General features: G+C 55.8%; 12 protein-coding genes. 3 read left to right on the forward strand and 9 right to left on the reverse strand.

Translation table 11 applies throughout. From position 1 onward, the window contains the following. Positions 1-110 precede the first annotated feature (110 nt). From lpxB to NXF97_RS02170, 5 genes are all read right to left on the reverse strand, one after another. On the reverse strand, positions 111-1,295 hold the full coding sequence (gene lpxB, locus NXF97_RS02150; RefSeq protein WP_274956301.1) for a lipid-A-disaccharide synthase: 1,185 nt from the start codon (positions 1,293-1,295) through the stop codon (positions 111-113). Then, positions 1,292-2,083: an acyl-ACP--UDP-N-acetylglucosamine O-acyltransferase gene (gene lpxA / locus NXF97_RS02155; protein ID WP_022373164.1), complete on the reverse strand. Its 792-nt coding sequence runs from the start codon at positions 2,081-2,083 to the stop codon at positions 1,292-1,294. The genes lpxB and lpxA overlap by 4 nt, the downstream gene beginning before the upstream one ends. 115 nt (positions 2,084-2,198) lie before the next feature. Next, the gene (fabZ, locus tag NXF97_RS02160; RefSeq protein WP_022373165.1) at positions 2,199-2,648 is read right to left on the reverse strand and encodes a 3-hydroxyacyl-ACP dehydratase FabZ; all 450 of its coding nucleotides are present in this window, start codon (positions 2,646-2,648) and stop codon (positions 2,199-2,201) included. A 170-nt stretch (positions 2,649-2,818) separates the two neighbouring features. Then, positions 2,819-4,204, reverse strand: coding sequence for an MFS transporter (locus NXF97_RS02165; protein WP_274956302.1), 1,386 nt, complete (start codon positions 4,202-4,204; stop codon positions 2,819-2,821). Between the two features lie 334 nt (positions 4,205-4,538). Beyond that, positions 4,539-4,724, reverse strand: coding sequence for a hypothetical protein (locus NXF97_RS02170; RefSeq protein WP_274956303.1), 186 nt, complete (start codon positions 4,722-4,724; stop codon positions 4,539-4,541). A 133-nt stretch (positions 4,725-4,857) separates the two neighbouring features. On the opposite strand from NXF97_RS02170, the gene dcuC reads away from it, so the two are divergent. From dcuC to NXF97_RS02185, 3 genes are all read left to right on the forward strand, one after another. After that, positions 4,858-6,237 carry a C4-dicarboxylate transporter DcuC gene (gene dcuC, locus NXF97_RS02175; RefSeq protein ID WP_274956304.1) on the forward strand — a complete coding sequence of 460 codons (1,380 nt, stop codon included), beginning with the start codon at positions 4,858-4,860 and terminating at the stop codon, positions 6,235-6,237. Positions 6,238-6,260: 23 nt separating this feature from the next. Further along, entirely contained in the window at positions 6,261-7,406 is a 1,146-nt protein-coding gene (gene iadA / locus NXF97_RS02180) for a beta-aspartyl-peptidase (RefSeq protein ID WP_274956305.1), read from the forward strand. A 173-nt stretch (positions 7,407-7,579) separates the two neighbouring features. Next, positions 7,580-8,299: an aminotransferase class I/II-fold pyridoxal phosphate-dependent enzyme gene (locus NXF97_RS02185; protein WP_274956306.1), complete on the forward strand. Its 720-nt coding sequence runs from the start codon at positions 7,580-7,582 to the stop codon at positions 8,297-8,299. On the opposite strand, the gene NXF97_RS02190 is transcribed toward NXF97_RS02185, so the two are convergent. The 4 genes from NXF97_RS02190 to NXF97_RS02205 all read right to left on the reverse strand — a co-directional run bounded on the left by NXF97_RS02190 (position 8,300) and on the right by NXF97_RS02205 (position 15,061). Beyond that, on the reverse strand, positions 8,300-9,190 hold the full coding sequence (locus NXF97_RS02190; RefSeq protein ID WP_274956307.1) for a carcinine hydrolase/isopenicillin-N N-acyltransferase family protein: 891 nt from the start codon (positions 9,188-9,190) through the stop codon (positions 8,300-8,302). A 346-nt stretch (positions 9,191-9,536) separates the two neighbouring features. Next, positions 9,537-10,604 (reverse strand): RNA-guided endonuclease InsQ/TnpB family protein, encoded by a 1,068-nt coding sequence (locus tag NXF97_RS02195; RefSeq protein ID WP_274956308.1) that lies wholly within the window; start codon positions 10,602-10,604, stop codon positions 9,537-9,539. A 109-nt stretch (positions 10,605-10,713) separates the two neighbouring features. Continuing rightward, positions 10,714-11,127, reverse strand: coding sequence for an IS200/IS605 family transposase (gene tnpA, locus NXF97_RS02200; RefSeq protein WP_274956309.1), 414 nt, complete (start codon positions 11,125-11,127; stop codon positions 10,714-10,716). Between the two features lie 343 nt (positions 11,128-11,470). Beyond that, the gene (locus NXF97_RS02205; protein ID WP_274956310.1) at positions 11,471-15,061 is read right to left on the reverse strand and encodes an autotransporter domain-containing protein; all 3,591 of its coding nucleotides are present in this window, start codon (positions 15,059-15,061) and stop codon (positions 11,471-11,473) included. Positions 15,062-15,170 lie beyond the last annotated feature (109 nt).

A 15,170-nucleotide genomic window follows, 5' to 3' on the forward strand; every position in this document is an offset into this window, starting at 1 on the left:
TTAAGAAAAACAGATAACTGATATTAAAAAACATATTAATTATCAGAAATTAAAACGCATCAGCGGCCCGCAGGCAGCCCCGTCGCGGTGTCCGCTTTGCGCTCTGCCTGCTACCGGAAAACCGACATAATCGCGTCGACAGCGAGATCCGCAGTCGGCCGAAGAAGCGACTCATGCAGCGCCGTAAAGCGCTCGGCGAGTTCCGCGGCGCGGGAGGGCCGCATCTCATGAATGAGGCCGCACGCGAGGGCGTCAGGCGTACAGAAGTACTGCAGAAACTCCGGCACCACCACGCTTTGCAGCAGGATGTTCGGCAGGCTCACGTACGGGATGAGCCCTTTTTTACGAAACATCATGGCCGTCAACCCCGGCATGACGTACCCCACGACCATCGGCTTTTTATAGAGCGCCGCTTCAAGGGCTGCGGTACCCGAAGCCGTCATCACGGCGTCACTGGCTTCAAGCACCCGGTGGCTTTTACCGGTAATGACGGTGGTTCTCTCCGCGATCCGCGGATACTTTTTCACCGCGTTTTCAATCTGCGCGCGGCGGGCGTCATCGACCGCCGGAATCACAAAGCATCCGGCCCCAAGCCTCTCAAGCAGCCGCTCGCACGCCTGAAAGAAAATGGGGGCGCACCCGGAGACTTCACTCACGCGCGACCCGGGCAGAACCGCAAAAAGGGGCTCCCCCTTTGTATCCAGACCGAGTTCCGCGCGCGCGGCCGCGGGGTCGGGCTTCATCGGAATGATGCCCGCCAAAGGGTGCCCCACGTAGGTTGCCGGAATCCCCGCCTGATCGTAGATCGTCTTTTCAAAGGGAAAGATGAGAAGCACGTGGTCCGCAGCCCGCCGGATCTTTTCAATGCGCTCGGGCCGCCACGCCCAAATCGAGGGCGAGACAAAATGCACCGTGGGGATCCCTTCACGCCTTAGGGCCGTTTCAATGCCGAGGTTGAAGTCAGGCGCATCCACGCCGATAAAGGCGCGGGGGTGCAGGGTCTTGATGCGGCTGATCATGCGGCTTCTGAGCCACAAAAGGGACGGGAGTTTCTTTAAAACCTCGACGTACCCCATCACCGAGAGGCGGTCACTCGTATACCAGGGAAAAAGCCCGGCTTCAAGCATCTTTTCGCCGCCGATACCGAACTGCAGGGCCCCTCCCATGCGGCGCTCAAGTTCCGGGAGAACGAGGCTGGCGAGAAAGTCGCCGCTTGCCTCACCCGCAAGCCAGGCAACGCCGCTTGAAGGGGAGCGCGACACCGCGGGCACCAGGGCCGTCACTGCACCCGTCATCGGATGATGCCGCGGGGGCTGTTTTGAACGAAGTCCTTCAGGTGCGTGAGTTCCGCACGGTATTCTTCCGGAGCCCCGTCAATAATCGTCTGCATTTCGGCGACGGCATCGGAAACAAGGTTTCCTTCCCGGTAAATCGCGTGATAGCAGTCTTTGAGAAGCTTTAAGAGTTCGGCCGAAAACCCGGCGCGGCGCAGACCCACGAGGTTGAGGCCGTGGGGCTGCGCAGGGTTACCCGAGCAGATCATAAAGGGGGGCACATCACGCAAAATGCCGGAGGCGCCCCCGACCATGGCCCGGCGCCCGACGCGCGTGAACTGATGCAGGCCCGTCTGGCCCCCGATCACGGCGTAGTCTTCGACGGTGACATGGCCGGCTAAAGCGCAGTTATTGGCAATAATCGTGTTGTCGCCCACCTTGCAGTCGTGCGCAACGTGGACGTTGGCCATCAGAAGGTTTCCGCTTCCCACCCGCGTAATCCCCTCGTCCTGGACGGTGCCGATGGAAAGCGTGCAGTTTTCGCGGATGACGTTATTGTCTCCGACAATGAGGACGGTGTCTTCACCGGCGTACTTTTTGTCCTGGGGTTCGCAGCCGATCGCAGCGCCCTGAAAGATGCGGTTACCCTTGCCGACGGTCGTAGAGCCCCTCACGGTCACGTGACTCATGAGAACAGTACCCGCTCCGATTTTCACCTTGCCTTCAACGATACAGAAGGGACCTACGACAACGCTCTCATCGAGCTCAGCCTTCGGATCCACAAGGCTTGACGGATGAATGACCGGCATAGTTTTATCTCCGCAGAAGTTTGTACGGTATTGTCCTCACAAAAACGAAACCGCGCAAGAGTTTGAGAAAAAATCTTGCGCGGCTCAACAGATTGGGGACAGATTTATCCGTGCGTTATTCCACCGGACGGCGGGCGCACATCATCTTGGCGGTGGCGGCAACGTGGCCGTCAACGGTTGCAACGGCTTCGTACCAGCCGATACCGGCACGGTCCTTGATGTACTTGCACTCAAAAATGAGCTGGTCTCCGGGGATCACCACGCGCTTAAAGCGCGCTTCATCAATACCGGCAAAGTAAAAGAGCGCCTTCTCTTTTTTCTGCTCTTCGGTCAAACGCGACATCGCAAGCACCGCACAGGCCTGCGCCATGGCTTCGATGATCAACACACCGGGCATCACCGGGAATTCCGGGAAGTGTCCCGTGAACTGCGGTTCGTTGGCGGTAACGTTTTTCAGAACCTTGCAGGTCGTCAGATCCTCGCTGATTTCGAGCACACGGTCAATCAGCAGAAACGGATAGCGGTGCGGAAGCATCCGCATGATGTCATTGATATTGGTGGTCATAGTGCTGAAATCAGCTTCAGGCTTTACGAAAGGAAATGAGGGGTGCGGAAAACTTTTCCGCAACGCCAGCGCATGATAAACCGTAGGGAGCCGCGCGGCATGAAAAAACCCCGCCGCAGTCGTAAAACCGTGACGGGGATTTTCCCTCTCATCCGAATTAATGAGGCGCTTTAGCGGCGGCTCTCATCGGCGCGGACAGCCACGGAATTGAGTTCATAAGCGCTTGCTTCACGCATACCGTGAATCTTGCGGCGGCCGCTGTAAACCTTGGCCATCGACATGGCGGTAAGAATGGAGAGCACCCCCACCGCAACGATGTAGAACCCGAGCCCCATCGCACCGAACGTATCGGGGTGCGTCTTACCGTAGGTGTGCAGTGCAAACGCAAGCTGCGGCGTCACGGCGCCCGAGATGGCGTAGGCGATGTTGTAAGCAAAGGAAATACCCGAGAAGCGGATGCGCGGTTCAAAGACGTCGCTCATGAAGATCGGGCAGAAATTCATGATGCCGCCAAAGAAACAGGTCGCCATGTAAAGAATCCAGGCCGTGGTGTTGTTCACCGCCCCGGAGTAAAGCTCCATGAGGAAGAGGAACCCGCAGAGAGCAAACCCGGCACTAAAGAGAATGCACACCGAGCTCGGACGGAAGTGATCCGACAATTTACCGGTGATCATGCAGCTCGCGACAATGCACACAAGCCCGGAGAGCTGGAAGTACACCGTGTCAAAGGGGTTGAGCTTCATGACGCCGCCCGCAAAGGTGGGCATCAGCAGAATGAAGATCACGATACAGGTTGTGAGCACCCAGGTAATAAACATCGAAATCCAGATGCCGTAGCGCGAGGTCTGAAGCACTTCCTTTAAGGGGAAGCGGGCAAGAACCTTGCTCGAGCGCATCTTCTGAAAGACCGGGGTTTCCTGCAGGAACCGGCGCAGGTAGATCGAAATCAGACCGAAGATACCGCCCAGGACAAAGGGAACACGCCAGGCCCAGTCATGGAGTTCCGGCTGCGTGTAGATAAAGTTCATCGCAAGGGTCACAACGCTGCCCAACAAAATGCCGGCCGTCACGGAGCCCGTCAGGATGCCGAGATACGTGTTCTTCTGGCCCGCGGGCGCGTGCTCATGAATAAAGACCCAGGCCCCCGGGAGTTCCCCGCCGATTGCAATACCCTGGCAGATACGCACAAGGATGAGCAGCAGGGGCGCCGCGTAGCCGATCGTTTCATAGGTCGGCACGATCGCCAGAGAAAAGGTCGGGATGACCATCAGCACAATCGAGAGCATGAACATGTTCTTGCGGCCGAAGCGATCACCGAAGTGCGCCATCACGACGCCCCCGAGAGGACGTGCGAGGTACCCTGCGGCAAAAGTGCCGTAGGTGTTGAGTAGTGCCCAGAACTCGCCGATGCCCGCCGGGAAGAAGTGTTCCGAAATAATCTTGGCGAAGAAGAAAACGATAATGAAGTCGTAAAACTCCAAAACCCCGCCCAACGAAGAAAGCCCGAGTGTTTTCCACTCCTGCTTATTGAGCGTTCCAGATGCATCGGTGCTCATAGTTGCACTGCTCCAACAAAAACAAGTGAAACAAAAGATGAGTAAGACACTTCCTTTCGTGCGTCTTCTTTTACCCCATCATCAGAATTCGGGTGAGTCTACGCGCGCGAACCTGTATTTCCGCAGGATTGTTAGGGCTTTGCCCCCTTTCTTTCGGACTTTCTTAATTAAAGACGAGGCGGTTAGCCAATGCCGCTTAAGGCGAGTTGCCTAATTTTCGATTTTCGTCCCGCTTCCCGTTTACACAAACCAAGCCGAAAACGTACGGCAAAAACAGCTTTTGCCGTGCCTAAAAATTAAGCACTGATAAAAGTTACTGATATTTCAGAGCGTTTCATTTTTGCGCGGCGGGTTGTTCACAGGTTTTGTGGAAAACTTCACCGTATCGATACCGTTGATTTTTCATTATTTCATTTGATTTCAATGGTTGCACATGGACGAAAGTTTGAAAATCAACGGCAAAACCGCACGGCTGCACGCTTGGCGCAGGCTGCGTCAACGATGCCGCAAGACGTTCCATAAAATTTTATCGGGAAATGTACGTAAAAACCCTTACTTAGACGTGAAACAAAGGGCAGAATCTTGAATCAGAGCGGACCAGAACCTAAAATTTCAATCATAAAAATTTCTACAAACCCAAAGGAGCATTTCCCATGCTGGGCGTCATCATTACGCTCGCTGCCGTTGCGGCGATTGCGTACTTCGTCATTAAAAACTACTACCCGCCGATCATCCTTCTGATCATCGGTCTCATTCTGCTCTTGATTGCCGGCCTCACAGGCACCCCGCCCGTGGGCGCCAAAACGAGCACCCACTTTTTCGGCTTTGACCTCGCGCAGGCCTTCACGGATCTGATGAAAAGCCGCCTGCCGGGGCTGGGCCTCAACATTATGGCGATTGCCGGTTTTTCGTTTTACATGAACAAAATCGGGGCTTCAAAAGCGCTGGTAAAGCTCTGCATCAAGCCGCTTGCGGCAATCCGCTCGCCCTACCTGCTCTTAGCCGTCACCTACATCGTGGGGCAGCTCATGGCGCTGTTTATTAACTCTGCCGTGGGTCTGGGGCTTCTGTTGATGGCCTCGATCTACCCCCTGCTCGTATCGCTCGGTGTGCGGCGTGCCGCAGCCGCTGCGGTGATTGCGTCCACGTGCTGCCTTGACCTGGGACCGGGTTCCTCAAACGCCATGCGTGCCGCCGACCTCATCAACACCGATGTCGTCACCTACTTTGTGCAGGGCCAGATTCCAGTGGCTATCTGCGTGATGATTGCCGTTGCCGCCGGACACTTCCTTGTGCAGCGCTGGTTTGACCGCCGCGAAGCCGCCAAAGGCATTGACGACACGCCCGCCGGTGACACGTCGGATAAAACGAAAGACGCCTTCGAGGGTGCCGGTCCCGTGCACTATGCGATTCTCCCGATCCTGCCGCTTTTCCTTCTGATCGTCTTTTCTCCGATGGTCTACAGCGCGGTAAAACTCTCCCTTGTGACCGCGATCATCGTCTCGGTTCTGATTGCCTTCGCGGTGGATCTCATCACGCGCCGGTCCTTTAAGACGAGCTGCAAGGACAGCCAGTCGATTTTCGAAGGCATGGGTAAGGTCTTCACGTCCACCGTGAGCCTTATCTGCTGCGCTGAACTCTTTGCCCTGGGGCTCACCAAGCTCGGCGGCATCAGCACGCTCATTCAGTTGGCGGCAAGCCAGGAAGGCTCGGGACTTTTCCTGATGCTCTTTATCATGCTCGCGATCATGATCATCGCGACCGTTGTAACGGGGTCAGGGAACTCCGCGTTCTTCGCGTTTTCGCCCTTGCTGCCTGAAGCTGCGGCAAGCGTTGGCTACAACACCATTGCCCTGGTCGTTCCCGTGCAGTTGGCGGCCGGGCTTTCCCGCGCCATGAGTCCGATTGCGGGTGTTGTGATTGCCGTGTCCGGCATTTCCGGCATCACGCCCATTGAACTCATACGGCGCACGATTCCGGTGATGATCATCGGCATCATCGTAAACGTCGCGGCTTCCCTTCTTTTCCTCTGATCCGTTTTGTAAGGTGAACACAAATGGCACTTCTCATTAAAAACGCTCATGTCTATACGCCGGCTGACGCCGGCATCAAGGATGTCCTCATCGTCAACGACCGCGTGGCGGCCGTTGAGGACAACCTCACCGTCACGATGCCGGATCTGGCAACACTCGACGCCAAAGGCCTCATCCTCACGCCGGGCTTTATTGATCAGCACATCCACGTCACCGGTGGTGGCGGCGAAGGCGGGCCCAAGACCCGCACGCCCGAACTTGTTCTCTCCGAACTCATCGCCTGCGGCACCACAAGCGTCGTGGGTGTTTCCGGTACTGACGGCACCTCCCGCTCCATTCCGAATCTTCTTGCGAAGATCCGGGCGCTTAAAGCCGAAGGGGTTTCTGCGTGGATGTACACGAGTAATTACGCCTATCCTCCGACAACCTTAACGACTTGCGTGCGCGACGACCTCTTTTTCGTGCCGGAAGTTGTGGGTGTGAAGATCGCGATGGGGGACCACCGCTCAAGCTTCCCGAGCGAAGACGAAGTCCTGCGGCTTCTCACGCAGATCCGCGTGGGCGCGATGGTGGCAGGAAAACTCGGGGTTCTGCACATTCACCTCGGGAACATCCCCGGGCCCTTTGAAATTTTCGGGGATATCGTGAAGCGCGGCTTTCCGATCCGCCACATCCGTCCGACGCACTGCGCGCGCGACAAGGCGGTCTTTGAGGGCGCTGTGAAGTTTGCGGTTGCGGGCGGCTACATGGACGTAACGACCGGCGGGTCCTGCGCTTTTGCCACTCCGGCGCACGCGGCATTTGAAGCGCTCAAAGCAGGCGTTCCGGCCGATCATCTCACGATGAGCTCGGACGGCCACGGCTCGGTCCCGCGCTTTAACGAAAAGGGCGAAATGGTGGGCTTGGGTGTGGGCGGCGTTGCAAGTAACCTGCGCGACTTTAAGCGCCTCATCGGAGAGCTCAACGTCCCGATGGAGACGGCGCTTGCGCTTTTGACGCGCAACGTTGCAAAGGCGCTGGAACTCAAAGGTAAGGGCGAAGTCGCCGCCGGGAGTTCCGCCGACCTCTGCCTCTTTGACGAGAACATGAACCTTCGCCACGTTTTTGCCCTGGGTCAGCAGATGATGCGTGATGGGGAAATCGTCGTGAAGGGTACGTTTGAAGAGTAACTGCGTATCTTCTGAGTCCAAACCCGCGTCAGGCCTGGTCCCGGCGCGGGTTTTGTTTTGGCGGGTCTCCAGACCTTCTTTTTCGTCCGCTTTTGTCTAGAGCAGCAGTTACGTACCATTAGATGTCATGCTACCTTTCGCCACCCCTTCAACCTTTCATGGAGTGGCAAAACATGCGATATTCGCAGGAGTTCAAAGACAACGTCGTAGCGTGCCTGCTGAGCAAGGAGCTCAGCATCTCTGAAGCCGTGGAGCAGTACTCGATCGGCAAATCAACGATCTCGTACGGGGTCACGGTGATTTCAGACGAAATCCACGGGGAATTTGTGTTTAAAGGCCGCCGCTACACGCCCTTTGCCGCAGCACACGGCAATTCCCTCAGAGAGGGCGTGATGCACACGAGCACATCCAAGAGCTTTAACACCGCCGGGCTTCAGATCGCCTCAATCATCACCGCCGACCCCGCGCTTCGCGCCAAAATCGAACGTGCCGTTAACGTGAACGAAGTCTGCGACGTCAATCCCTTCGGGCCCGCGGCCGCCGTTGCCGCCTATAACGAAGGAGAAGCCTGGCTTGACGCGCTCATTGCCTACATCGAGGAAAACGACAGGACGCTTCGGGCGTTTTTTGCCGGACACCTTCCTGACTTTCCCGTGATGTCTTTGGAAGGCACCTATCTTGAGTGGGTCGACATTTCAGCCCTCGGTGCAGACTCCCGCACGGTGCAGGCCTCACTTAAGGAGCACGAAAAGGTGTGGCTTAACACCGGCATGAATTACGGCGAGGATGCGGGGCGCCACTACCTCAGAATCAACATCGCCTGCCCGAGAAGCCGCCTCACGGAAGGATTAAAGCTCATTGAAGCGGGCCTTAAACGCCTTAAGACCGCCTGATCACTTTCCGGCCAAAAAGTCCGCTGTCGTTTTCCTAAAGTCCGCCAGCGTCACCGTGCGGCGGACAGTCTGCAGGGAATCGGGATCCATGGCGCGGGTTCGCCACGTAAAGTAAACCTCAAGGGGACCGGCCTTGGGGGTCTTTACCACCATTGCCGCGAGCGTCTGAAAGCCCTCGGGCTTTGTGCCCGTGCGCCAGATGCTGTTTACCGGCCCCGCGTTGCGGTCGCGGGTCATGGCGATAAAGGTGTCCGTTGTAAAAGGCTTCTCTTTTTCAGAAAGAAGCGAGCATATTCTCTCGAGCCTTATGCGGCTGCTCTGCCCCACCTTTTCGTTCAGAGCTTTGGATTCTGGTTCGATAAAGTGATTGGTGTGTGCGGCCGTGCCTTTTTCCGTCACCCTTACCGTGGTTTTGCCGCCCGGCATCACCTCAACCACCACGACTTTTGTTTTGTCGGCAAGGATGTAATTCACAGGCTCCTTAAAGATTTCCGGGTGAGCGAGCACCTCATCGACCGTGGCGTAATGCCGGGCGATCCACTCCGGGGCACGCAGCCCCTCCTTTTCAAAGCGCGCGTAGGTAAGGCGCTTCTCTTTGGGGATGCCGCCTGATGCGGAGCGTGCGACAACAAGGCCCTTTTCGTTGACACCCATATTGAAGTGCCCCTTGCGGCCCGTGAAAAGCCCCATGTAGGCATAACCGTCCGAGGGCCGCACGATGTCAAAGAACTGCCGTCCGGGATGCTCGTCACGTGTTTTCGCAAGGATCGTGCCGCCGCCTTCAACAACGCCCTCACCCGCAGCGCCGAAAAGCGTACAGGCGAAAGACGGTTGGGCTGTGAGAAGCATGAGGCCCGCAAAGGCGGTGAGGGAAAATTTGGCAAGGGACATGATTCAAAGGTACTCAAGGAAAGTTTTCTGCTGACGACGCAGGACGCGAGCAGAAAGACCGCACGGAACAGTTTCGGCAAACCAGTCACCTGCCGTGCATTTTCTCCCAAAGTGTATAGGCCGCCGCGAGCAGTCCGATGACGCACAAGGACAACATGATGACGGCATCCCCGAAAACACCCACCACAAACACACCTCATTTAAGAGTCCGGCCAATGCAACCTTAAACATGTCAAATCGCAACATTGACGGATTGCGCAAATGTTGAGAAACAAAGTAAACAATCCCCCGTCTGAAGACGGGGGCTTTATTGTAACCGCATCACACGGCCCAACATAAGGCTGGTTTACATCAGCCCCTGTGCTGACAGCTGTCGGCACAGACCCTGCAGGTTGCGGCTCGCATTCAAGTCGCTGTGCGCAAGGTGACCACATTGGCTGCAGCGGAACCCGTGCTTATGGCGTTTGCCCGGTGCCCCGCACTGTGAGCATGTCTGGCTTGTATAACGCGGATCCAGGAAAACACACCGGATTCCAGCGGCTGCCGCTTTGTAAACAATCATCTCCTGCAACTCACGGAAAGACCAGCGGTGCAGTCGGCTTCTGATGCGTTTCCCGGCCTTGATGTGATCCCGGATATGCGTCAGGTCTTCCAGGGCGATTAACTTGATACCCCGCTTTGCGGCTTCCTGCACAATCTCTTTGCTTACAACGTTATTGACATGCGTCACATGGCGTCTTTCTCGGCCTGAGGCTTTTTTCAGGTGCTGTCTGGCACTCTGAGAGCCGTTGCGCTGAAGACGCTTTCTCTGACTCATATATCGGTCTCTTTTATCCTTTAATGCTCCTGCTTTCCAAATACGGCCCGTGCTGACGGCCGCAATATTGTTCTCGCCGACATCAATACCCATGATCTCGTCGGCTTTCAGATTCTTTAAATGCTCTTCGCCCGAACAACCTTGGGACTCCACTGCGATGTGAAGCTCCCAAAACGCTTCTTTCCGGCCTCTCCGGGGATGCAGAACAAGGTTGCACTCCTTACGCTTTCCCGAAGCCAGCAACTCTTTTTGAAAAGGGCCGGGGCACAGACGTGCCCGAATCCGACCGCTGATGGTTGAAATTGAAACAGTGCCGTCAGGGAAAAATGTCAGCGTGTTCTTGTCGACGTGAACCGAGGGGTGCCTGAACACCAGCGTCTTGAGCTTCTTGTCCTCACTTTTGAGCGGTGCCAGATGCTTGGCAAGCTCCGTCTTGTAGGCTGCCGACACCGAGCGGATGACGTTACAGGCATACTGGCTGCCGAGATCCGGAAATTTTGCCTTGATCTTGTCATAAACTGCGTGATGCAGCGTGAAACGCTGCCAGAGCCTCTTCGTGCGGTCCGCCGCTACTGTCGGAACTACAAAGTTACACACCTGCGCATAGAGTCTCTGCGTCGCTGCGAGCTTTTCGTGTGCTGCCGGATCGAGTAGTTCCAGCCGAACGCAGGCTGTGCGGACACACTTGCCGCTCCCCTCAACGCGTCTAACGCCGTCTGCGGATGTGTTCAGTCCTTTCGATGTAGCTTTTGATCGTTTCCGCACTGACACTGCCTGCTGTTCCGACGTAGTAAGAAGGCGACCAAAGATGGCCTGCCCAAAGTTCATTTTTGAGTTCCGGATGCCGCATCAGCAGCATCCTTGCACTGGCACCCTTCAATACTCTCACCGCGTCGGCAATGCTGACGGACGGCGGAAAACTGACAAACAGGTGCAAGTGATCCGGCTGAATTTCCAAAGAAAGTATCTCATACTTTCTTTCAGCGCATATGCTTTCAAGCAACTCACGCAGAGACTGCGCAACACCACCCCTGAGAACGGATTTCCTGAGCTGGGGGCACCATACCATATGGTAAGCTATCTGATAGACGCAGTTTCTGCTGTGAACGATGTTTAGCATAGTGCGTATGGTACCAATTTTTTAAAATAAAAACAGCCGCGATTCCTCCCGCGTCTGAAGACGCGGGTTTCCTCGCGGAATTTCTATGAAATCAGCAGGTCCTTTTTGCAGTTGTTTACTGTAAGGAGAAGTTTTTCAGATGAATGTATGGCTGCTTACTTTGCTGATCGGTCGGTTGTCACCATCGCGACAATCTTCCTGATGTGGTACGAGTCAAAGCATTGATTCGTTACAAATGTCTTTGAAAAAACGGGAAAAGCCGCAAAGCCTTTCCCGTTTGTATTTTCGTCTGCCGTGCGCTTCGGAGTCAGTGCGCACGGCAGACGGGTTACCGCGTCAAGCCTCAGAAGAGGTACTTCACGCCCACCTTACCGCCCACGGCCTTCGCGCCTTCGCTGCCGGTACCGGCAAGGAAGTTCACGTTGACCATAAAGTTGCCCTTACGGGCTTCAACGCCGATATCGGCCTGCACCGGGCTCGTGTCGAGAACCTTCTGCTGGTACCCCAGGATATCGGTTTCATCGTCACCGAAGGTCGGCACATAGGCAAGCTTCACCGCAGGCGCAATGTTCCAGCCGGAAGCCTCCACGGGCTTCATGCCGACACGCACCGCAACCGGAACCTGGAAAACCGTCATCTCATCATCGGCAATCCGGATGGCGCCCACTTTGAGGGCATCGGTCTTCAGCTGCGAGAGGCGAATCCCAAGGCTCGGCGTGACCGTCACGGCACCGGCGTCAAACTGATAGTGCGCGCTCATGCCGGCCGAAAGCATTTCGGTGTCAACGCTTTGGCTCAGTTTCGAAGCAGCGGACGCTGAGATGTCGTTTTTGGCCTTCACATACGCGACTTCACCGACAAAACGGGCGTCACCTGTCTTATAAACGCTGTAGGCCGTCAGACCCCAGGTGTCAATTTCGTTTTTCATGCCGAAATTGCTGCTTCGCGCAGAGCCCGTGCCGTACTGCAGTGCCGCGCCCAGGGTGATGTCGTCAGAAACCGCCACATCGGCACCAAAGACACCGTAGCCCATGTCGCTCTTAAATCTTGCGTTGTTGTCAAAGCCATCGGCCTCGTAGCTTTCGCCGCCCACGTCAACCCAAAGGTTGGCGCCGGCTCCGAGCTCCTGATCAATCGACGTGCGGTCGGCAACCGTCGCAGCCAAAACACTGTCGGCACGGCGGATCATGGACTGCAGGCCCATCGAAGCGACGGCGCCCCCTAAAGCGTTCTTGTCCACCGTGGTGGAGACGTCGGAGCCATTGAGAGCCGTCGTCGTAAAGAGGTTGTCGGACACGAACGATGCGGATGTGAGGCCTGTGACGGTGTCAGCCAACTTAAACGTGCCTTCCGCGGCGTTGACCAGCGCTACCTTGGCGCCATCGGCCGCGCTGACGGTACCTGTCACTGTCTTCTCGCCGACAGCGGCCGCGTCAACCATCAGGAGGGAACCGGCAGCGAGAGTGACCGTTCCACTTTCGGCCGTTGCACCGGCATCAGTCAGACTGCCGTTAACGAGGATGCCGCCCTCAGGGTTCACCGATGTGCCAAGGTAAAGAGCTGCAGACACCGCTTCTTTACCCCAGTTCAGGCCGGCCTGATTAAAGGCTGCCTCTGCCTGCGCTGCCGTCGCGCCGATTGTGATCAGCGAGTTCTGACCGGCAATAAGGCTTCCCCGGAGGCTTTCCACCTGTGCGATTTCAAGGTGCGAGGCGTTCCCGATCGTATTGAGCGCCGCATCATTCTGCCAGGCAGGATCAACGAACACCTTGGAATCGGCACCAAGATCAAGCGTACCGATCTTGAGAACACCGCGCTTACGCTCGTTACCGACCGTCACGAGGTTATTGCCGGCAGCGACCAGTTTTTCCACCGCGGCAACGATATTCGCGACAGTCAGGCCTGCTGCCTTGACGGGCATGTCGGTCGTGCCGGTCGTGCCGGCTGAAAGCGTGAGATTAGAAAGCGTACCCGTGGTTTGCTCGGGAAGTTCCGTCTGGCCGAGGTTAAGCGTAAGGCCTGGCGCAACCTCCACGTCAACGGCTTTGCCGGCAGTGTTCTGAACGAGATGCCCGCCCGCAGCGGAACCCACAAGCGTCATTTCACCTGAGGGTTCAAGCGCAGTAAAGGTCACCTGATCGACCGCCTTGGCATCCTTTTGAGCACTGTCTTTCACCACAACGGTTTGCGCACCGGAATTCTTCACGGTCACCTGTGCGGTCGCCTTGCCGTCAGCATTCGTTTTCACTTCCGAAGAAGCCGTCACCTGTTCCGTGGACTGAATCACGGAGTCCACGAGTTCCGCTGTTTCTCCTGCCGCTTTATAAAGTTTGGAGTTAAGGAACGAGAGGGAGGCCGAGCCGGCTTTAAGCGCACCAGACATCGCCTTCAGAGACGCGGTCGTGTAGTAGCCCTTGTCGGTAAGGGCAAGCGTGCCGCTCGTGGCTGTAATACCGGCTTTAAGGGCAAGCCCGTTCAGATCGTTCTCTGAAGAAACCTTGGATGCATCAGCATTGATAACGCTCTTCGTGGCGAGGTCGTAAACCTGAGCTGAACCGGTTTCAAGGGTACCGCCGGCAAGCGTTACCGTTCCGGCATTGGCAGCCACATCGATCGTATCGGCCCTGAGCGTACCACCCTTTTCAATCTGGACCAAGGGAAGTCCGGATTCAGCATTAGCTGAATTTGCAAGCTTTAAAGACGTTACAGTAACCGTGCCTTCACCGGAAACTGTCAGCTTGCCGCTCTGGGTGAATGTCGAATTGGTACCGGCTGTCATCGTATCAAGGGTGATACCGTTGGAAGCCGACAAAACGCCGCCCGTCACTGTCGTGTTGCCGAGGCTCTTCCAAGCCTTACGGACATCAAAGGTACCGGCTTCAACAGTGAAGTCTCCGAAATACTTATCCATTGAGCCGTACATGACGACCGTACCAGCACCTTTCTTCACAAGAGTGGAGTACCCGGGTTTCTGAGCCGATGTGTCGGGCAGAGCGCTCGCAATCGAATCATCCTCTCCGGTTGCGGAGGCCGTTCCGATCGTAAGCGTTACCCCATCGGCAATATCAAAGGCCCCTTTAGAAGAACGGTCAAGGAAAAGGAACCCGCCGCTCGGGTAGGCGTACCAATCATAGGTGTCTGCTGTCCCCTCGAAAGGCGAGTCAATCCTATTACCGGTATAAGCCATATCCTTGGTGAGTTTAAATGTCACATCTCCGACCGAATCTTTACCGTTTTGTTTAATGCCGGTCGTGATGTCAACGTAGACAGCTCCGCCTGCCGCGTATGTTGTTTTGGATTCATTCTTTGCCACATTGTCCTGAAACAAAACATCTTCAAAGACGATGGTGCCGGACTTGATCATGGCGCCGCCGCCGATGTCTGTTGTCACGTTTTTGACAAACGCACCACCCTTCATATGAAGCTTGGTTTTGTCGTAGACAAAAAGACTGCCGTAAGAAACCGTGTTGTCCTTAAAGGTCACATTATTAAGTTCAACCTCGGTCGCCTTCTCGGTCGCCACATCAGTTTTGTATCCGTTGTGAGCATAAATCCAGAAGCTCCTCTTTGTTCCAGACACCAGCCCGGTAAAAACCGTATCGGACACAGAAATATTCTGCGACCCGCACAGCTCGAAAGGCGTGTTGGAGATCGTGCTGTTTTTAATTGTGATGGATTGAATTCCGTCTTTTTTGTCAAGACGCACGACTGAACCGGTACCCTCGACCGTCTTGTCGGCGACAACACAATTAACACCGTCCTTACAGTAGTCGTCGGCAAACTCCGCCGCCATCGCTGGCACTGAAAGTAATGCCGCACAGACACCAGCCACCGCTGTCTTCACCGAAGCCCTGGATGTGGTTTTTGCCGCTTCATTCACAGCAACAAGCGCCCCCCGGGTCTTGCTGAAAATGACCTTGAATGATTTGTTCATTTTTTCTGATCTCCTACTGGCTAAATAGCAGAATTTCTTTGGGACTCAATGAACATAATTGCAGAAAAATCCCCCCCCCGCAAGGAAAAAAATGACCTTTTTTTCGAGT

Source organism: Duodenibacillus massiliensis, assembly GCF_928721995.1.
Lineage (GTDB): Bacteria > Pseudomonadota > Gammaproteobacteria > Burkholderiales > Burkholderiaceae_F > Duodenibacillus > Duodenibacillus massiliensis.